This window comes from Enterococcus sp. AZ179, assembly GCF_050498885.1.
Taxonomy (GTDB): domain Bacteria; phylum Bacillota; class Bacilli; order Lactobacillales; family Enterococcaceae; genus Enterococcus_D; species Enterococcus_D entomosocium.
Genome location: NZ_JBMHEO010000001.1, coordinates 3,504,387 through 3,524,341 on the forward strand (window position 1 = coordinate 3,504,387; position 19,955 = coordinate 3,524,341).

Below are 19,955 nucleotides of genomic sequence, written 5' to 3' on the forward strand. Positions count from 1 at the left end.
GAAAAGACAAGTGCTATTTTACTTTGATGTGAGGTTTTTGTCCATGAAAATTTTTCTCACCCCATCAGATCACAAGGAGAACCGGTTGTTTCTTTTGCTAAAAAAAGGTAAGATAAACCATATAACAAAGGAAAAGGTGGAAAAAAAGTGAATACGATTTTAACTGGCGACCGCCCAACTGGCAAATTGCATCTTGGCCATTATGTGGGGTCTTTAAAAAAACGGGTCGAAATGCAAGCTGACCCTGAAAATCAGCTTTATATCATGGTCGCTGACATGCAGGCACTAACAGATAATGCGAAAACACCTGAGAAGGTCTCAGCGAATATTTTAGAAGTTGCTTTGGATTATTTAGCCGTTGGATTGGATCCAGCAAAAACAACGATGTTTATTCAATCGCAAATCCCTCAGCTCTCTGAATTGACGATGTATTATCTCAATCTAGTCAGTGTTGCTCGAGTACGACGCAATCCAACCGTTAAAGCCGAAATTGAACAAAAAAAATTTGGTGAAGGCGTTCCTTCTGGTTTCTTCATCTATCCTGTCTCTCAAGCAGCGGATATCACCGCTTTTAAAGCAAATTTAGTCCCAGTCGGCGAAGATCAAAAACCAATGCTGGAACAAACGCAAGAAATCGTGCATAGTTTTAATTCTACGTATAGTGAAGTATTAGTCGAACCAAAAGCGGTTTTACCGCCAAAAGGCATGGGACGTTTAGCGGGGATCGATGGGAACGGGAAAATGAGCAAATCATTGAACAACGGCATTTACTTAGCTGATCCAGCCGATGTATTACAAAAGAAAGTGATGAGCATGTACACGGACCCAAATCACATTCATGTCAACGACCCCGGACAAGTTGAAGGCAATATGGTCTTCACTTATCTTGATGTATTTGGTACCGAAAAAGAAAAAATTGCTGAATTAAAAGAACATTACACCCGTGGTGGATTAGGCGATGTCAAAATCAAACGCTATTTGATCGATGTTCTAGAAGCCGAATTTGCACCGATTCGTGAGCGCCGTGAAGCTTTTGCCAAAGATCCCGGTGAAGTGATGAACTTACTAAAACTTGGTAGTGAAAAAGCTGAACAAGTTGCCGCTCAGACGTTAGCTGAAGTCAAAAATGCAATGGGCATCAATTACTTTGCTTAAAAAAACAAGCCTTTACGGCTTGTTTTTTTGTTTACAAATCGGAATGAATTCTTTCATGCAAAACCTATGTACAAACTCTGTGTTAGATTTCACGAGAACACTTCCTCCCCAGACTGACACTTTGTGTATTTTGATTTGATGCTGTTTCTTGCGCAAAAACCAAGAGAGCTGTCCTAAAAAATAACTTCATAAAACGCTGATTAGAAAATGTATTTTTTCAGCCTAGCCAGTGTTTAAAAAAGGTTGTACCAAAAAAACTGGATTGCCTTCTATAGAGAAATCTTTTACGGCTTTCACTCAACTCCTAACATTCTTGTGTCATCTGAGCATCTATTATAATAGTAGAAAACGTTCCCCACCCAACTTCTTTGTATGGTGGAGAACGTTTTTCTACTTATTTGATTAGCGGATTTCTGCTTGAACGTTTTCTTCTAAGTTACGAGTAATTTTCGCTATTGCTTGATTGATCTCTTCATCCGTCAGGGTAGCTTCCGGATTGCTAAAGGTCAGACTGTACCCTAGAGATTTTTTACCTACTTCAATGTTTTTCCCTTGATAAACATCGAATAAACGAATATCACTTAAGAAGCGACCTGCACTTTCACGAATGATTTCCATCACGGATTGGTTATCGATCGTTTCATCGAGCAAGAGTGCCATATCTCGGGTCACTGATGGGAACTTAGAAACTGGTTGATAGACCAATTGTTCTGTTTTAGCTGCTAACAACTGATCTAAGTTCAATTCAGCAACATAGGTTTCACTCACTTCGTAGGCTTTGGCGATCGATGGGTGGACTTGTCCCAAGAAGCCGATTTCTAGGTCATCTAGCAAGATCATTGCCGTACGCCCAGGATGCATCTCTTTGATATCTGCCGTTTTTTGATAACGAATACGGTCGGTTAATGCCAACGAATCAAAAAGATTTTCTAAAATGCCTTTCAAATGGAAGAAATCAACTTTTTGAGCTTGAGTTTGCCAATCTTTCTCATGGATATTTCCTGTCAATGCTAGCCCTAAGTGATTGACTTCTGTTGGCAGTTCGTGTTTACTGTCGCCCGTTTGATAGAAGACGCGACCAATTTCATATAAAGCAACACGATTGTTTTTACGTGCCAAATTGTACGCAACGTCGTCTAACAAACCTGAAATCAGATTCAAGCGCAAGACGGCACGCTCTTCGGTCATTGGCCAATCCAATCGAGTCACTTGGCTCGATTTATCCGTAAATTGTTGCGCCTTCTCTTCCGTTGTCAAAGCATAGCTGATGGCTTCACTGACCCCGTTGCCTTCCAAAAGAGTCCGAACTTCTCTAGTCAGACGTTGCGCTTTGGTTAAATGACCGGCAACCGTTTCTCCTTGCGGTAAAGTCGATGGCAAACGATCATAACCGTAAATACGCGCCACTTCTTCAATGATATCTGCTTCGATCGTAATATCCCAACGACGAGGTGGGACTGAAACAATATAGCTGTCTGCTTCTTGACGATGACCAAAGCCTAATGCATCAAAGATTTCTTGCACTTCTTCATTAGTGATTTCTGTGCCTAAATAGCTATTGATCCGTGCTAAAGTAATCGCAACCTCCACAGGTTCTACTGCTACTTGGGAACCTATTACTGCCTCTTTCAAGACCGTTCCGCCAGCAAATTCCGCAATCAGTGCTGCTGCTGCATCACAAGCTTTTGCAACCGTTGCTTGGTTGATCCCTTTTTCAAAACGAGCGGATGATTCGCTTCTTAAATTGAATTTTTTCGAAGTCAAACGAATCGCTAATGGATCGAATAAGGCCGCTTCTAAAGCGACTGTGGTCGTCGTTTCCGTGATTTCAGAATCAAGACCTCCCATGACGCCTGCGAGCGCAACTGGTGTCGTTCCGTTGGTGATAACGATGTCTTCTGGGGAAAGCTGACGAGTTTCTCCATCTAAGGTAACCAGGCTTTCATTTTCTTTGCCGCGACGTACCAGTATTTCCTTGCTGTCTAGCTTTTGATAATCAAAAGCATGCAATGGTTGACCAAATAATAGTAAGATATAATTCGTCACGTCCACGACATTATTGATTGGACGAATGCCTTCATTCATCAAGCGATTTTGCAGCCATTGTGGACTTGGGGCGATCGTTACGCCATCAATGATTCGAATTTGGTAGGCGGGTGCATCCGTTGCTTCAGTGACCTTCACCTGAATTTTATCGGCAGCAGCTACTTCACTTTCGGTAAGCGCAATTTCAGGAAACTTCGGTGTTTGCCGATAGATTGCACCAACTTCATAAGCAACCCCCCGCATGCTCAACGCATCCGCACGATTCGGAGTGATCGATAATTCGATAATGTGATCATCCATATCAAGATAAGGAAAAACCGGTGATCCTGGTTCTGCTTCTGCTGGTAAATAATAAATTCCTTCTGCGTATTCTTTGGGAATCACGCTATCGGCATATCCCAACTCTTGCAACGAACAAATCATGCCGTTGGAAACTTCTCCCCGCATCTTGCCCTTTTTGATTTTTACGTTGCCCGCGATTCGAGAGCCTGGTAATGCCACGATGACTTTGATGCCGCTTTTGACATTCGGCGCACCACAAACGATCTGTGAGTCTTCATCCTCGCCAATATTTACTTGGCAAATTGATAGATGATCAGAATCTGGATGTGGTCGGCAGTCGGTCACTTCTCCGACAACGATTTTTTTTAAACCCTCTTCAGGCACGTCAATACCTTCGACTTCGATCCCCGTCACTGACATTTTATCCGCCAGCTCTTTGGGTGTGATCTCAGACAGATCAAGGTATTCATTTAACCATTTGTATGATACTAACATTTATTGTTCCCCCTTGAACTGGCGAATGAAACGCACATCATTTTGATAGAATTGGCGAATGTCGTTCACGCCGTAGCGCAGCATTGCCACTCGATCAGGACCTAAACCAAAAGCAAATCCTGAATATTGGGTTGGATCGATCCCTGACATTTCTAAGACGTTAGGATGCACCATTCCAGCACCGAGGATCTCGATCCAGCCAGTTTGTTTACAAACATTACAACCGGCACCACCGCACTTGAAGCAGCTGACATCGACTTCGACCGATGGTTCTGTGAAAGGGAAATAGCTTGGTCGCAAGCGAATTTGGCGATCTTCCCCAAACATTTTTTGCATCATGACTTCTAAGGTTCCTTTTAAGTCACCCATCGTAATATTCTTATCGATTACCAAACCTTCAATTTGATGGAATTGGTGGCTATGGGTCGCATCATCTGTGTCACGACGGAAAACTTTCCCGGGTGAGATCATCCGCAGCGGCCCTTTAGAAAAATCATGAGTCTCCATTGTTCTCGCTTGCACTGGTGACGTATGGGTTCGAATCAGCACTTCCTCTGAAATATAAAAAGTATCTTGCATGTCTCTGGCTGGATGATCCTTTGGCAGATTCATCCGTTCGAAGTTGTAATGATCTTTTTCCACTTCGTAACCTTCGACTACTTGGTAGCCCATACCAACAAAGATATCTTCGATTTCTTCCATGATTTGCGTTAGCACATGGCGTGTTCCTCGGTCCATCTTTTTACCAGGCAACGTCACGTCGATGGATTCTTCAGCAAGAGCTTTTTCCAAGTTTGCTGCTTCGATAGACGTCTTGGCTTCTTCGATCGCTTCTGTCAAGATATCACGAATCTCGTTGGCATAGCTCCCCACCTTCGGCCGTTCTTCCGCAGAAAGATCTTTCATTCCCCGCAGAACTTCTGTTATGGGACCTTTTTTTCCAAGCACTTCCACTCGAATCTGATTTAAGTCATTCATGGTTGGACTTTCTTTGATTTTAAGCAATGTCGTTTCCTTCAATGCTTCTAATTTCTCTTGTAAAGACATGTATTTCCTCCTTCTATGCTGTGAATAGTGTAAGAATAAAAAGACTGGATTGACTGAATAAAGTGAGTATCATTCGTATAAAGACAAAAAAAGACATCATCCCTTAAAAAGGAACGACGTCTCGTGTTACCATCCTCATTCGCGAAAAAAACCGCGCACTCACTTCGGCTAACGACAGCAAAACTGCCGACTGACTGTAATCAGCAAGCTCCAGAAGTGAAATTCATTTTTCGAATACAGGACTTGCTTTCAGTCTGTGACAAGTCTCCCTTTTTCTGATTCAGCCAAATTACTAGTTTCTATCAACGCTTTTTATCTATTCATTTAAGCTTAGTTTACCTAATTTCCGGTGAGAAATCAACTGCATTCTTCCTCACGCACCCAGGTTTCTGCCCAACGCTTCACACTCATCATACTCTTTTCAAGAGCAATACCTCTTGGCGTCAAGCAGTAAAGATTGTTTTCTTTGCAGACAATTTCTTCCCGCTCTAATTCTTTCAAGCGTTCGACTAACACCCGATCACTCACTTGAGGAATCTTGTTTGCTAACTCAACAAATCTTTGTTTGCCGTCTTCAAGAAGGACATCAATGATCAAGCCGTTCCACTTTTTGCCTAAAATAGAAAAAGCTTTTTCAAATTTAGGACAAAGGGCATAATCCGATTCTACTTTTATCATTCTCCATCACCTCTTTTACCTATTATAGCATATGACTTACGAATTGTAAGAAACTAGGATCGATCAGCTAGAATGCCACGATCATTTTAGGTTTTAACAGCACTAAATAGGTCTGTTTCACTTGTTTGCTCAATGCTTTCTCCAATGCTTGGCAGTAGAGTTTCAATTGACCATAATATCGTTCGCGCATTTTCTTTTCAATCTGAGCCTGACTGCCGAAAACATCATCTGTTTTAAAGTCATATAAAATGATTTCATCCGCCAATTCAATATAGCCGTCGATAATACCATGGATCAAAAGCGGCGCATCTGGTTCGTCAAACCCTTCAAAGATCGTATCAGCCTCTTTTAGCATCGAAAACGGCTGCTCCCGCTTCACCACATCAGAGGATCGGTTCAGCAGTTCACCTAGTTCAGTTTGATAAAACCACAAAATGCTCGATCGGTCAATTTTTTTGGCGATTTCTTCAGAAAAAAATTGCTTTTTCACGAGTTCAGCAATCAGGAGCTCCAAAGTATCTTGTGTTGGCGTCATTCCTAATGGGATCATTTGCAAAACCGTATGTGTTGCTGTCCCGATACTGCTGGCGAGAGGCTTCGTTTCTTGCAGAAATTTTGGTTTCGCCAATTCATCCTGTACGTAGCGATACTGCTGAGGATTCGTCTTCTCGGAAACCGACCGCCATTCCAACAAAGTGGTCTGTTGATCATCGGGATCGTTATAGAGTCTTTTCAATTCTGATACAGATTGATAACTAGTCGTTTGGGTCGCTTTTTGATAAGGATAGCGATATGCTAGGCGTTTCAAAAGATCATCGATATTGCTATCTGGCGCAAGCAATCGTTTAGACTCCTCGACTGGCGCAAGGGTCTCTTGGACTTGTTGCGTGATCGTTTCTTGATTCCACCATGACAGACGAAAATGAGCAGGATGATCGATCGTCCGCTTGCGCTCTGACGCTTCAGAGAATACTGCTTCCATATCTGGATGGCGCATCAGGGTCCGTCCGACCCAATCCATCAAGCTCCCCCGGGCAACAAGCCGTAATGCAGGATCAAGAACCATCTCGGCTTGTGTCAGGCCAGATTGCCAAGTCTTAAAGGCATCCGCTTGATTTTTATAGGAGCCCACTAAGAAAAGCTTCTGCTCTGCTCGTGTCAATGCTACGTATAATTTTCGCATTTCTTCTGACAAGGCTTTTTTCAAACGAACTTGCTTGATGGCTTGAAACGGCAGTGTCTCAAATTTAAGGTTTTCTGCTGGATTCACATATTGGATCCCAGCCCCCAGCTGTTCTTCAAAGATATAGCGTTTTTGAAAATCTTGGTAGTTAAAGAATTTTGTTGTATCCAGTAAGAACACAACAGGGAATTCCAAGCCTTTACTTGCATGGACGGTCATCACTCGAACGGCATCTTCTACAGGAGTAGCCACAGGCTCCGCCAAATCTTTGTTTTTTTCTTGCATTTTTTCGATGAAGCGAATGAATTGGTACAAACCACGGAAACTGCTCTTTTCGTATTTTTCGGCTCTGTGGATCAATGCCACTAAATTTGCATAACGCTGCTGTCCTGCAGGAAGTCCCACAACATAATCCAAGTAAGCAGTATCTTCATAGATTTGCCATAATAAGGTCGGGATCGGTAATCTGCGTGCTTCTTCGCGCCATTGATTTAGTTTGGCTAAAAACCCATCCACCGTTTGCCACAAGGGTGACTCTTCTTGTTGAACATGATAATCCAATACTGCATCATAGTAGTCGCTGGAACGATTTGCTAAACGGATCTCAGCCAATTGATCTTCTGTTAGGCCGACGATTGGCGAACGCAAGACCGCCACAAGAGGGATATCTTGGTACGGATTGTCAATGATTTGCAGCAAAGAAACGACGGTTTGGATTTCCGTTGCCTGAAAATAGTTTTGAGCATCATTCACCGCCATCGGAATCCCAAACTGCTTAAAGACATCTAAAATGACAAGATTGTTTTTACGTGTAGGGGTCAATAAGACGATATCGTTGTAAGTGATTGGTCGATTTGCTTTGGCTTTTTTGTCATAGATCATGAATTTTGATTCAATCAACTCTCGAATCTTCAATGCAGTAATCTGCATTTCACCCTCTGTTTTGTCATCGATCAATTGTTCTTCGGATTCATGCTCTTTTTCATATAACAAGAGCTCTGTGGCAAAGGCGTCGCTTTCTGGAAAATGAGGAAAACCGGTAATCAAGGCTGCCGCCTCATCATAAGGGATTTGTCCAACCCGTTCATCCATCAGCTGTTGAAAAACTAGATTCGTAAAATCCAATACGTCGGAGCGAGAACGGAAATTTTCTGCTAAGACGATTCTCCGCCCACCATTCTCCGTTTCAAATGCCAAGTATTTTTCGATAAATAGCGTCGGATCTGCTAGTCGAAACGAATAGATCGACTGCTTTACATCCCCCACCATAAACATGTTGCCGGGGTTATGATCGACTTGTCTCACCCAATATAAAATTGCCTCTTGCAGCCGATTGACGTCTTGATATTCATCGACTAAAACTTCTTCAAAGCGATCACGATAATAGGTCGACGCTTCACTTCCACTACCGTCTCCTTGTAAAATCTGCAAGGTGAAATGTTCCAAATCATTAAAGTCTAAACGGCCTTTTGAAAGTTTCCTTTCTTGGAATGCTTTCATAAACGCTTCGGTCATAGCTGCCATTTTTTCAACGACAGGTGCGGACCGATGAAGCAGCTCCATCATTTCAGCCGGTGGGTATGGAAAGGCCGCTTTCAATTGCTCAACCAATTTTTTCGCATCATCTCGCAAAGGTTTAATTTCTTGAGAGAGTTCCTTTTGTTCTGGTTTGCGAAAAGCTGGGTAGCGAGCAAAACGCAACACTTGGATTTGCTCATAGAAGCCATCAACATCGTCTGAATCAAGCAGAGCCTTTAAGGTTTCCACCATTCCTAATTCGGTATCGATCAATAGTGCCGCTTTTTCCATCGCTTCATCAGAGCGGGCATAGTCTTGCGCCGCCTGCAGCAAATGCGCCGCTGTCTTCAAGTTTTCTTGCAAAGTCGGCTTGATTTGCGATTGGTACAGGGTATTTTCAGCAAAGGTTTCTTTGCCGATATAGTGATCACTTAGATGAGCTAACCAGTTTACTGGATCCGGATTTGCTCGGGCAAAGTCATAAAGAGACAGGATCAGATCCCCGACGCCTTCATCAGAACGATCACTAGAAAAATTTTCTGTCAAACGAAAGAAGGCTTCATCATTGGCTTCATATTGTTGATCTCTCAGCTGTGTCCAGATTTCTTCTTTCATCAATAAAATTTCGGTTTCATCAGTCATCATGCGGAAATTTGGATCTAAATCGATCAAATAATAAAAACGCCGAATCACAGTTAAACAAAACGCATGCAAGGTAGAAATGTTAGCTGTCGGCAATAGCTGCAACTGACGGACGAAGTGCTGACGCTTTTGCTCGTCACTTTCTTGATTGATGGCCTGCTGCAATGCCGCTTGAATCCGTTCTTTCATTTCTCGAGCAGCTGCTTCGGTAAAGGTCACGATCAGTAAAGAATCGATCGTCGTTCCTGCTTTTAGCTTTTCAATCACTCGCCGAACCAAAACGGTGGTTTTGCCTGAACCCGCTGAAGCGGAAACGAGGATATTATCCCCTTTATCAAAAATGGCTTGCCATTGGGTATCCGTAAAGGTTTCATTTTGCGGTTTTAAAGGGATCTTACTCATCTTCTTCCTCCCTTAAGCGATGGATAATCTCATCTTTAGATAAGTTTTCTAAACGGTGGTACTCATTTTCTTTCAACAATACATCAAAGTCACAGATGCTGCGAAACGGACAAAACTCACACGCCCTTTTTTTGTCTTTTAATTTATAAGACGGGTTTAAGGCGATTTCACCGCTCAACAGCTTCTCACCACTTTGTTGCATATTTTTCCGATTGTGTTTTCTTAATAGTTCAAGCTCTTTTTCTGTATAAAACTTGTTTTTCGCCTGTGTTGTTTTTTGATAATTGCCGTTTTTGTCTTTCCGAACAGGAAATACCGGCGAATTTTTGCTGGCTTCAACTTCCTCATCGAGTAACGGGAAAACAGCCGGTTCGTCAATAAACAACCCGTCATACTTGAAACGTTTTAAACGTTCTTCTTCACTGGCTTCTTGTCCGTCCAAAAGCGGATTATGCACATGCAGATAATATGCCCCCGCTGGTCGAACCTTTGGCGAACCAACCAGTTGGACAGCATCCGTCAATGCGACGTCGAGATACGTGATCAACTGCATCGCAAGTCCGTAGTAGGCTTCAGAAAGGTCAAAATCTCGGCTGCTAGATTTATAGTCAACAACGGAAAGCCATTGTTCTTCTTCCGTTTTCGCCGTATCGACACGATCAATCTTCCCCCGCACATGTAGTTTCCCGCCAGAACTTAATGGTAATTCGATCCCGTTAATCCCATTTGAGCCAGCGATCTGGCCGAACAGCACCTCCGTCTTTTCAGGACTAAAATGCATTTTTTGTCCTTGTTTCGCTAATGCCCACGCTACTCGCTGAATCGTCTTGCCTAATTGATACCGAATAAAATTCATCCGAGCAGAACTCGTCAGTAAGCGATAACGGCTTTCGCCAAAAATTTCCTGCAAAACGACTTCCACAAATTGCACGCGTTGGTCAGCAGTTAACTGGGTCAAGGAAATATTTTCAGCAATTAGGACTTTGACAAAGCGGTCCAACGCATCATGGAAAAACTCACCGGTCATTGCTGGATTTAAGCCATAAACTTCCCGTTCTTTTAACCGTAATCCGTAGCTGACGAAATACTTGTATTCACACTGATAGAACGTCTCCATCTGAGAAATGGAGCTGTAGATCGACGGGCCATATAGCGCCGCAGCTTGTGCTTGAGACAAAGGAATCGGAATATTTTGATGGGTTTGGCTTTCAAATACTTGGGCAGCTAAATCTGTCCATTCCGAACGTAACAGCGCTTGTTTCAGTTGCTCCCACACTCGAGGCAAATTCTCTTTGTTTTTTTGCGCTTGCTGACTGAGATTATTGATTTGGTAGATCAGGCCACGATAACTGCCAACATAGTCTCTCGGGTCACTGACTAGCGTCAAGATCCCCCGCTCTTGCAGTGGTACATCCAAATGCTTGACCACGCGGTCTAAATAAGGCGACATCTTGATGTTTTGCTGTGTATCAAAATTAACGGCATAGGACAGTGATAAGTGCTCTGTCGCTGAAAGCAAGACAGAATAAAAGGCAAATGGTTCTTTGACACTGCCTTCCACCACTGTATCTCTAAGGTATTTTTCACCATTAAATAACTGATTGAAATGCTGACGTTCTTCATTCGTCAACAATGTTTTATTTTCCATTTTTCTTGGCAAAGCCGTTTCATTCAATCCCGGTGCAAATGTGATCTTCGCTTGTTTCGGACGTGCCAAATCAAGGCGGTTGATGTTGACTTGGTCGATCGCTGTTGGGATCTTTCCGAATGTGACATTTTCTAAGCCAGTCAATAAGACATCTTCAAAGAGCGCAAAATCAAAGGGCTCATCTCCATAGATCGTGGCATACTCATCCAGCAGATCCATTAAAGCTTGCCATGCTTGTTCATGATTGCGGGCTTGATCTAATTTTCCTTGTTGGATTGCCTGGTCTCGCCAATGCCTCAGCTGTTGCTCGACACCCGCATTCAGTAAAAAGCGATACAGCAGTTCTACGGCATCTCGATTTGTTCTAGCTGCTGTCAGCCAATCGAGTGTATCCACGACATCTTGCTTGAAAGCCCTGCGAAGCTGATTGGTGTACGCCGTCAAATCCACTTTGTCCACTGCTTCTTCTTCCGATTGTAAATACTCGATCAGTTCCCAATCTTCGTTTCTCGTCCAACTCGCTCCTTGGAAATCATGAGCCAGCGCTTTGTTCTCGGTAATATCCACCAACTTACGAAACTGGTCACGCCCAACAAGCCAATCTGCTTCGGAGCGATAGGCTGCCGGTAAGTAAAGTTCCGTTCTAAGCAACCGTAAAATATCATTTAAGCGAAAGCCATAGGATTGACAAGCAAAAAAAGCATTCAAAAACTCAACCAATGGATGTTGCGCCATCATCTGCTCTTCATCGATATAAAAAGGAATCTCAAACTCAGTAAAAATTTTAGGAATATACTGATGATAGACTTCTGGTTCGGCGATCAGTAATTGGATATCACGATACCGTAATGTTGGGTACCGTTTCTTATCACTCATCATCCCGCGGATCGACGCTGCGATTTGACGAATCTCTTCTTCGGGATTCCCAACTTTCCAGACAGCCAAGAAGTCTTTGACGGACGTTTGCTGATGATAATTGGCTTGTGATTGGGTCTGCCGCCAAAAAGTTTCTACTTCCTTGTATGCCTGCGGGATCGATCCCTCGTCTTCTTTGTCCACCTCTTGGTTGACGGAAAGTTTCTGATCTAAGTAAATGTTCACTTGATTGTCACGAGCAGAACTGATCAACTGATAATAGGTCCGTCCTGCTTCGTAAAATAAATTCAATGGCGTGGGCATCTCTTGTGGGTACCCGCGATCCAAAATAAGATCAATCACTACATGACTTCTCATCATCAGTACTTGAATCAACTGTTGCTCTTGTGTTGAAAAAGCGGAGAAACCGCTGATAATAAATAAGGCGTGGGAAAGATCTGGCGCTTTGTTCAAAGAAACAGTGGTTGGCATTGCATGATCCACCGAGGAATCGCCCAGCAAGGAACCTTCCAGAAAGCGTGTCAGTAAGGTGATCGGTTGTTCGACTTGCAAGGCACGCTCTAGAAGTTCTTGTTCAAATCGTTGAAAAATTATCGCTAATTCACTGTATTTTTTTTCTTCGTCTTGGGTTGCGCTTGGTGCAGCACCACCTGCTAATAAATCTTCGATCCCCAATCGACTTGTATGCATTTCTTGATAGAAAGCCAACAATTGTTGGATAAAACCCGCTTTGTTGATCTCACCACGGTATAAGACGAGTTCTTCTTCTAGTTCCAAAAGCAGCTTACGCATGATCATGGAGGCACCATTTTCAGTGATGGCATTTTGAGAAAGCAAGCCGGTTTGCTGCAGATAAAACCAAGCCAAACGGTGAAAACTATACACTTGCGCGCGAATAGAAGCAAAATCTTCTACGCGATCCTCTTTCAGTAATTGAAGGATCTCGCGCTCTCGTTCAAATTTGTTGTAGTTAGGTACCAGGAAAAATACTTCTTGATGGTCTTTTTCTAACCAGCTTTTTGCATTTTCTATCACTGCTTGATCATGACGACAACGGCCATCGCCAAGAATAAATCGTAAACTCATGAAAGGACTCCTTTTCTCCATCGTCTTTTAAAAAAATCCACTAAAAAATCAGCGACACGCTTTTTCGAATGCGTCTTTATTTTTAAGAGACTCTCCTTAAAAACAAAATAACAATCGCAGAATTTCATTCTTTGCCTACCATACCAAAATCGGCAATTGGCCAGAAAACAAATTTTACATCCCCCAAAATTGTTGATTCATCGATCAGACCTAATTGACGACTATCTTTGGAAATTCGACGGTTATCCCCTAACACTAAAATTTGACCTTCAGGAATGACTTCAACACCAAATAACCCCATATCAAAATCACTAGTCAACGGAAAGCCATCTGCGACAGCTGCTTTGAATTCATCCAAGTAGGGTTCATCATATGCTTGTCCATTGATATAAAGGGTATCGTTTTGATAGGAAACCTGGTCGCCAGGTAATCCGATTACGCGTTTGATATAGTTTTTGCCTGCTTCATCCGGTGCTTCAAACGTTATGATATCGAAACGTTCGATCTCGGTATTTTTCAAAGCAATCACCCGCTCACCATCATGTAATGTGGGGTCCATCGAATCTCCTTTTACGATCACAGGGGTAAAGACATACTGTCTTAATAACAAGAGGAATAAAGTAAAGATCACGACAAATCCTACTGTTTTTAAAAGCTCTTTTACTTGTTGCACGCGTCCCTCACTCCTTGAATGTTTTAACTATATTTTCCAAGAATCGAACAAACATTCTTATTTTTCTATTCTACCATAAAATGAAAGGAGCAGGACATCTCCTCTCTGGTTCTTTATGAAAATTTGGGGAATCATTGGACTTGCGTATGAATTGTCATCTTATCTAATCCGTGCTACGGTTGAAATAGAACCCATTATTGAAAGGAAGTGCCAAAATGAACCAACAGTTACCACAAGTGCCCACGAAGTTATTGATTGACGGAAAATGGCTTGAAGGAACAAAAGAGTCGGTTTCGGTTACCAATCCTGCCACTAATGAAGAACTGGTAAAAGTCAGCCAAGGAGGCATCGATGAAACAAAGCAAGCGATCGATGCCGCCGCGAAAGCCTTCACAGATTGGTCAAAACGTTCGCCTCGAGAACGAGCCGATTTGATGAACAAGATTGCTGATTTAATGGAACAAGAAAGCGACCGTTTGGCAAAAATTATGAGCATGGAACAAGGAAAACCATTAAAGGAGGCAGAGGCAGAAATCCAATCCAACGTAGACAATTTCCGTTGGAATGCCGCCGAAGCACAACGGGTCTACGGCGAAGTGATTCCAGCTCCTGCACACAATCATTGGCTGGTGCGAAAAGAAGCCATCGGTGTTGTTGGTGCGATCACGCCTTGGAACTTTCCTTCCAATATGATTGCTCGAAAAATCGCTCCTGCCATGGCAGTTGGCTGTACCCTTGTTATGAAACCATCTAAAGAAACACCCCTATCAGCATTGGCTTTAGGTGAACTTTTTCAACAAGCGGGCCTTCCTGACGGAGTCGTCAATATCGTCTTAGGGGATTCTTCTGAAATCGGGAAAGAGTTGACTGAGAACAAACAAGTTAAAAAAATCACCTTTACCGGCTCCACGAAAGTTGGGATGAAATTATACGAACAAGCTGCACCAACTCTGAAAAAAGTTTCATTGGAGTTAGGCGGCCATGCCCCGTTTCTTGTTTTTGCTGATGCTGATTTAGATTTAGCTGCTGAAAAATTAATTGCAGCAAAATTCCGCAACAACGGTCAGGTCTGTACATCCCCCAATCGAATTTTTGTCGAAGAATCCATCAAAGAAGCCTTTACTAAAAAGCTATTAGGGCAAATGGAAGCCGTAACTGTTGGTAATGGTTTAGAGAACCCCACCGTTGGTCCTTTGATCAATCAAGCAGGCGTTAAAAAAATCATCGACCAGCTGGAAGATGCGGTAAATAAAGGGGCTAAAGTCTTATTCGGTGGGAAGAAGCTTACTGAAGGTGAATACGAAAAAGGCAACTTCTTTGCACCAACGGTCATCGACGGCATCACTCCTGACATGACTATTTACTATGAAGAAACCTTTGGACCCGTGATTCCATTGATCTCATTTACGGATCGACAAGCAGTCATCGCTGCGGCAAATGATACGGAATTTGGATTAGCCTCTTACTTCTTTTCAACGAATCTGCAAACAATCTCGGATGTAGCCCAAAACCTCCAATATGGGATGGTTGGGGTCAATGACATTGCGATTTCAAACCCAGCGGCTCCCTTCGGCGGCGTCAAACATTCCGGTTTTGGTCGTGAAAACGGCAAATATGGTCCTGAAGAATACGTGACTGTCAAATTTATCGCCATTGATGCCCAGTAAGAAAAAAAGTCAGGCGCGTTTGCCTGACTTTTTTCTTACAAAGCATTTTGTTTTACTAACATTAAGTAAGAATGTATACTTCATTCTATGACAATAGAAAAGGTGGGAATACTATGACAAAATTTCTTGATACGATCAAACAGCGCCGTTCAATCTATGGATTAGGCAAAGATGTTTCACTCTCAGATACAGAAATCGAAGCCATCGTGAAAGAAGCAGTAAAAAACAGCCCAACTGCTTTTAACGCACAATCGCCACGTGCCGTGATTTTATTTGGCGATGCCCACGAAAAATTATGGACGTTAACGGAGGTTGCTTTAGAACCATTGACACCACCGGAGGCGTTTGAAGCAACGAAACAAAAACTTGCTGGCTTTAAAGCAGGTTATGGGACCGTTCTATTCTTTATTCACACAGATACCGTTAAGAACTTGCAAGACCAATTTGCCCTTTATGCAGATAACTTCCCGGTCTGGGCAGAACAATCGAATGGGATTGCCCAAGCGAATGTTTGGGTAGCTTTAGAAGAAGCCGGATTAGGCGCCAACTTACAACATTATAATCCAGTAATTGATGATGCTGTTGTAGCTGAATGGTCAATTCCTGAAAATTGGCAGCTGCGGGCCCAATTAGTTTTTGGTTCAAAACAAAGCGAACCAAATGAAAAAGAATTTTTAAATGATGACGAACGTTTCCGCGTTTTCCATTAAAAACGATTCCCGATTTTAAAAAAAAGACCCTTGATTACGGCCACATACGGCAGCAATCAAGGGTCTTTTAGTCATTTTTTCCTTGATCATGATCGACCAGAATATCGATCGGTGTTCCTTCATTCAAGTGCTCCGACAAAAAAACTACCAATTCAGCTAACGGTTGTTTGAATTTCATTAATGGTCCCCGCATCCCTTTTCGAAAATAGTTCATCTTGATGGGCTGCCCTTCCTTTTCTTGAAATAATACGACCCGATCAATGTCTTGGTACAGTACCCCTTTAATACTCATTGGATGGACAATAATTCGATCTAGGGCTAACCCGCGGCTGTCTAGCACAAAGCTTAAAAAGACAAAACCTGAAACGATTCCTCGCACCTGATTATCCAATTGGTCATCCATCATCAACATGGATAGGATAATCATTACTGAAAAGATCGTAATAGCGATTTTGCTTAGTTTGCGCTCAACAGCAATAAAGTGAATCTCTTTGCGTACCACCAATAAATAGAGGTACAAAACGATCGTAAAGGCACACATCAATAGCGTTAACCCACTCATAAAACTCTCCGTTCTGTTTTCTTTTCCCTATTTTACCAAAAAATGATCTGTTACAAAAGACTTAGCCTATTTCCTAGGTTTTTTGATATCTATTTTCACCAGAATTCGGTACAATAAGAAAAAAAGGAGGAATTATCATGAATGCATTTTTTGATAAATTACAACGCTATGACTTGCTTCGTGCCGTCGTATATATCGTCTTCGGCTTCATTATCTTGATTGCACCACGATCTGTTTTCAACACGATCGTTTATCTCGTTGCCGGATACATCGCATGTCTAGGGATTATCAGCTTGTATACGAGCTACAAAGAAAAACAAAAGGGCTATCGCAATGTGCAGTCGGTCTCCGGTATCTTACTGTTGATTGCTGCAGCTGCGATTTTAGTTTTTGCTAAAGGATTACTTGCCATCGTGCCATTTTTCTTAGGGATTATGATCACCATCAGCGGATGCACCCGCTTAATGGCAAGCTTTAACCAAAAACGCATTGGTTTACCTTACATCACGAGCTTAATCATCAGTCTTTTGATTATTGCTGCTGGACTCGTTCTCGTATTGAATCCATTCGCCACTTGGCTACTGTTCTTCCAAATTTTTGGCGGTATCTTGATTTTCATGGGGGCATCCGACGCTATTAATCATTTTCAACGAAAAAGAGCCTAATAAATGAGAATGTTTTAAAATTTTCTACGAATCTAACATCTACATGTAGACTTTTCCCGCTATTCCTTTTAAAATAGGAGATATCAAACAGTCAGTCCATTGAGAGGCGGGAGGTGCGACATGAAGAAAATTAAGCAAGAAGCAAAACATCCAAATGATGTGCCGGTAATTTTTTTGACCGATGCAACTGGCAAAGTCGTACGAAAAATCTCGATCAATGAGTGGCGTGCGTTAAAAGCGAATCCAGAACAAATCGAAGAACTCGATATCAAATTGTATCGTGAAGCGATCAGTTTCTATCTTCAAGAAGACTATGCGAAAGCAAAAGATCTCTTGCACTTCTTGATCAATAAAACGGACTATAGTCATTACGAATATGTTGAACGATTAGCCAATATCTATCGCATCGAAAATCGTCCTGCTAAAGAAAAAGTCCTATTGCTGACTGCTTATCATGCAATCAAACCGTTAGAATCCTCTGAAGGAATTCTAAGAAGGATCGAAAATCGATTACAAAAAATCGATGCCTTTGATTTTCCAACTTCGACACAATTCAGTCATTAAAAAAGCAGCTATCTTTCGATAGCCGCTTTTTTTATGCTTCTGGCAGTTTACGCAAAAGACGTAACCCGTTAAACAATACGATCAATGTACTGCCTTCATGGGCAAATACCCCCAACCCAATGTTCATCATGCCGAATAGATTCAAGCCGACTAATAACGCGACGATAAACATGGAGAAAAAAATATTTTGCCAAATGATCCGATCCATCTTCTTCGCTAAGCGATAGGCATATGCAAAACGCGAAAGATCATTCTTCATGATCACTGCGTCTCCTACTTCAATCGCAACATCTGACCCTTCCCCCATCGCAAAGCCGATGTCTGCTTGAACAAGTGCAGGGGCATCATTGATACCATCACCCACCATGGCGGTTTGTCCGTATGCTTCTTGGAGTGCTCGTACCGCTTCCGCTTTGTTCTCAGGCAAAACATTGGCAGCCACTTGGTCAACCTTTAAGCGCTGACCGATTGCTTCACCAGCAGAAGCACTGTCTCCGGTGATCATAACAGTATGGATACCTTCATTTTTCAAATAATGAATCACAGAAGCTGCCTGTTCGTTCGGCTCATCCATCAATGCGATGATCGCCGTAACCTTTTCGTTGATGGAAAACACGACCATTGTTTTTCCTTGCGCTTCCAATTGACGGTACTGTTGCTCCATCAAACCTGTTAACTGGGTGTTTTCGGTTCTTTTTCCTAATCGATAGGTTTTTGTTCCTGCGACGGCACCTAAACCGGAACCAATCTCGTTTGTGACAGTCAACTGTTCGATTTCTCGTATTTTCTCTGTCTTCTCGAAATAAGAAACGATCGCATCTGCTAATGGGTGGTTGGCTTGCTTTTCCATCGAAACGATGACCGCTGCTGCCTCTGCTCGATCGATCGTATCAGCGAAAACGGCTTCCGTGACTGTAGGTTTTCCGACGGTCAAAGTTCCCGTTTTGTCAAAAGCCACCGCTTTGATCTGAGCGAAATTGGTCAAGTAATTGCTCCCTTTAAAAAGAATCCCTTTTTTCGCTAGATTCGAGATCGCCGATAAACTAGCAGGGACGGCGCTTGCCGCTAAAGCACAAGGAGAAGCCGCAATCATCATTACGATCCCACGATAAAAACTTGTATACCAATCCCAACCAAAGAGAAACGGTGCAGTCAAAATGAACAAAGGGACTGCAACGAAAACAACTGTTACATAGATTGGTTCGATTTTTTTGATTCGTGTTTCGGTCGGTGATTGATTTGATTGCGCCGCTTCCACCACTGAAAGAATTTTTGCGAAGACTGTTTCAGAGCTGTCTTTCGTGACTTCCATCAAAAATGTGCCGTTTCCATTAATCGTACTCCCATAGACTTCGTCTCCTGTAGTCTTTTCTCGAGGAATACTTTCCCCATTGATCGAAGCTTCATTGATGGCACTCGTTCCAGAAAGGATTACGCCATCTGTTGCTAACTGATCACCAGGTAGCACTTGCAAAATATCTCCTTTTTTTATCTCAGAAGCGGCAATTTTTTTGGTTTTCCCATCCGGACCCATCAAACGGGCTTCCGTGGGATTCAATTTGAGAAGATTGGTGATTTCTCTTCGACTTTGTCCCTCGGCGTATTCTTCTAAGAAGTGAGCGCCTGCAAAAATCAAAATCAACAAAGCTGCTTCATTAAAATTTCCTATGACCATGGAACCAATCGCTGCCAACAACATCAAAAGATGTACATTCGGTGTGAATCGCCGATTGGCTCTGGTACTCTTTATGGTATCCTCGATTCCTTCCCACGAAATGTGATAACCTGCTAATAAAACCGCAGCAAAATAAAACCCATCTTTCACCCATTGGTTCGGAACAAAAAGTGTCAGTATAAAGAGCAGTAAGCCTACAAAATAAATGTTACGTGGGAGAGTCCCATGATCGTGAGTATGAGAATGCCCCTCCGTTTTTGTGTGATCATGTTGACAAGTATGTTCAGCCATCATTAAAACCTCCTCTAGTCCATCTTTCATATGAACGATCAATCATATTTATAGACTTATTATATATGAATAAACAATCATATGTCAACT

The 19,955-nt window shown here is 42.4% G+C and carries 13 protein-coding genes; 5 read left to right on the plus strand and 8 right to left on the minus strand.

Annotation, left to right across the window (positions count from 1 at the left end):
• Positions 1 to 147 precede the first annotated feature (147 nt).
• Positions 148 to 1,155, plus strand: a complete 1,008-nt coding sequence (gene trpS / locus IGI88_RS16520) for a tryptophan--tRNA ligase (protein ID WP_005236112.1) — start codon at positions 148 to 150, stop codon at positions 1,153 to 1,155.
• A gap of 402 nt (positions 1,156 to 1,557) precedes the next feature.
• Here the strand turns inward: trpS and pheT are convergent, their stop codons facing one another.
• From pheT to lepB, 6 genes are all read right to left on the minus strand, one after another.
• Positions 1,558 to 3,978, minus strand: coding sequence for a phenylalanine--tRNA ligase subunit beta (gene pheT / locus IGI88_RS16525; protein ID WP_429960811.1), 2,421 nt, complete (start codon positions 3,976 to 3,978; stop codon positions 1,558 to 1,560).
• Positions 3,979 to 5,025, minus strand: a complete 1,047-nt coding sequence (pheS, locus tag IGI88_RS16530) for a phenylalanine--tRNA ligase subunit alpha (protein ID WP_005236117.1) — start codon at positions 5,023 to 5,025, stop codon at positions 3,979 to 3,981.
• 357 nt (positions 5,026 to 5,382) lie between these two features.
• Positions 5,383 to 5,703, minus strand: coding sequence for a winged helix-turn-helix transcriptional regulator (locus IGI88_RS16535; RefSeq protein ID WP_005226192.1), 321 nt, complete (start codon positions 5,701 to 5,703; stop codon positions 5,383 to 5,385).
• A gap of 67 nt (positions 5,704 to 5,770) precedes the next feature.
• Positions 5,771 to 9,448, minus strand: coding sequence for a helicase-exonuclease AddAB subunit AddA (gene addA / locus IGI88_RS16540; protein ID WP_429960812.1), 3,678 nt, complete (start codon positions 9,446 to 9,448; stop codon positions 5,771 to 5,773).
• Entirely contained in the window at positions 9,441 to 13,058 is a 3,618-nt protein-coding gene (locus IGI88_RS16545; protein WP_429960813.1) for a PD-(D/E)XK nuclease family protein, read from the minus strand. Before IGI88_RS16545 ends, addA begins: the two co-directional genes overlap by 8 nt.
• Positions 13,059 to 13,182: 124 nt before the next feature.
• Entirely contained in the window at positions 13,183 to 13,731 is a 549-nt protein-coding gene (gene lepB / locus IGI88_RS16550; RefSeq protein WP_005236123.1) for a signal peptidase I, read from the minus strand.
• Between the two features lie 215 nt (positions 13,732 to 13,946).
• Here lepB and IGI88_RS16555 point away from each other — a divergent pair, with 215 nt between their 5' ends.
• A complete protein-coding gene (locus IGI88_RS16555) occupies positions 13,947 to 15,398 on the plus strand; it encodes an NAD-dependent succinate-semialdehyde dehydrogenase (RefSeq protein ID WP_005236125.1) in 1,452 nt (483 codons plus the stop codon).
• 113 nt (positions 15,399 to 15,511) lie between these two features.
• Complete coding sequence (locus tag IGI88_RS16560) at positions 15,512 to 16,108, plus strand: nitroreductase family protein (protein WP_008381927.1); 597 nt, start codon at positions 15,512 to 15,514, stop codon at positions 16,106 to 16,108.
• A 67-nt stretch (positions 16,109 to 16,175) separates the two neighbouring features.
• Here the strand turns inward: IGI88_RS16560 and IGI88_RS16565 are convergent, their stop codons facing one another.
• A complete protein-coding gene (locus tag IGI88_RS16565) occupies positions 16,176 to 16,670 on the minus strand; it encodes a hypothetical protein (RefSeq protein WP_005236128.1) in 495 nt (164 codons plus the stop codon).
• Positions 16,671 to 16,807: 137 nt separating this feature from the next.
• On the opposite strand from IGI88_RS16565, the gene IGI88_RS16570 reads away from it, so the two are divergent.
• The gene (locus tag IGI88_RS16570) at positions 16,808 to 17,335 is read left to right on the plus strand and encodes an HdeD family acid-resistance protein (protein WP_008381929.1); all 528 of its coding nucleotides are present in this window, start codon (positions 16,808 to 16,810) and stop codon (positions 17,333 to 17,335) included.
• Between the two features lie 120 nt (positions 17,336 to 17,455).
• Complete coding sequence (locus IGI88_RS16575) at positions 17,456 to 17,899, plus strand: hypothetical protein (protein WP_008381931.1); 444 nt, start codon at positions 17,456 to 17,458, stop codon at positions 17,897 to 17,899.
• A gap of 31 nt (positions 17,900 to 17,930) precedes the next feature.
• Here IGI88_RS16575 and IGI88_RS16580 read toward each other — a convergent pair whose 3' ends face one another.
• Positions 17,931 to 19,865, minus strand: a complete 1,935-nt coding sequence (locus IGI88_RS16580) for a heavy metal translocating P-type ATPase (protein ID WP_429960858.1) — start codon at positions 19,863 to 19,865, stop codon at positions 17,931 to 17,933.
• Between the last annotated feature and the right edge of the window lie 90 nt (positions 19,866 to 19,955).

What these genes read in the sequence shown, in the direction of transcription:
- IGI88_RS16575 (WP_008381931.1), top strand. Translation starts at nt 17,456, where the DNA reads ATGAAGAAAATTAAGCAAGAAGCAAAACATCCAAATGATGTGCCGGTA.
- pheT (WP_429960811.1), bottom strand. Translation starts at nt 3,978, where the DNA reads ATGTTAGTATCATACAAATGGTTAAATGAATACCTTGATCTGTCTGAG.
- IGI88_RS16570 (WP_008381929.1), top strand. Translation starts at nt 16,808, where the DNA reads ATGAATGCATTTTTTGATAAATTACAACGCTATGACTTGCTTCGTGCC.
- IGI88_RS16580 (WP_429960858.1), bottom strand. Translation starts at nt 19,865, where the DNA reads ATGGCTGAACATACTTGTCAACATGATCACACAAAAACGGAGGGGCAT.
- IGI88_RS16565 (WP_005236128.1), bottom strand. Translation starts at nt 16,670, where the DNA reads ATGAGTGGGTTAACGCTATTGATGTGTGCCTTTACGATCGTTTTGTAC.
- IGI88_RS16555 (WP_005236125.1), top strand. Translation starts at nt 13,947, where the DNA reads ATGAACCAACAGTTACCACAAGTGCCCACGAAGTTATTGATTGACGGA.
- IGI88_RS16535 (WP_005226192.1), bottom strand. Translation starts at nt 5,703, where the DNA reads ATGATAAAAGTAGAATCGGATTATGCCCTTTGTCCTAAATTTGAAAAA.
- IGI88_RS16545 (WP_429960813.1), bottom strand. Translation starts at nt 13,058, where the DNA reads ATGAGTTTACGATTTATTCTTGGCGATGGCCGTTGTCGTCATGATCAA.
- pheS (WP_005236117.1), bottom strand. Translation starts at nt 5,025, where the DNA reads ATGTCTTTACAAGAGAAATTAGAAGCATTGAAGGAAACGACATTGCTT.
- IGI88_RS16560 (WP_008381927.1), top strand. Translation starts at nt 15,512, where the DNA reads ATGACAAAATTTCTTGATACGATCAAACAGCGCCGTTCAATCTATGGA.
- addA (WP_429960812.1), bottom strand. Translation starts at nt 9,448, where the DNA reads ATGAGTAAGATCCCTTTAAAACCGCAAAATGAAACCTTTACGGATACC.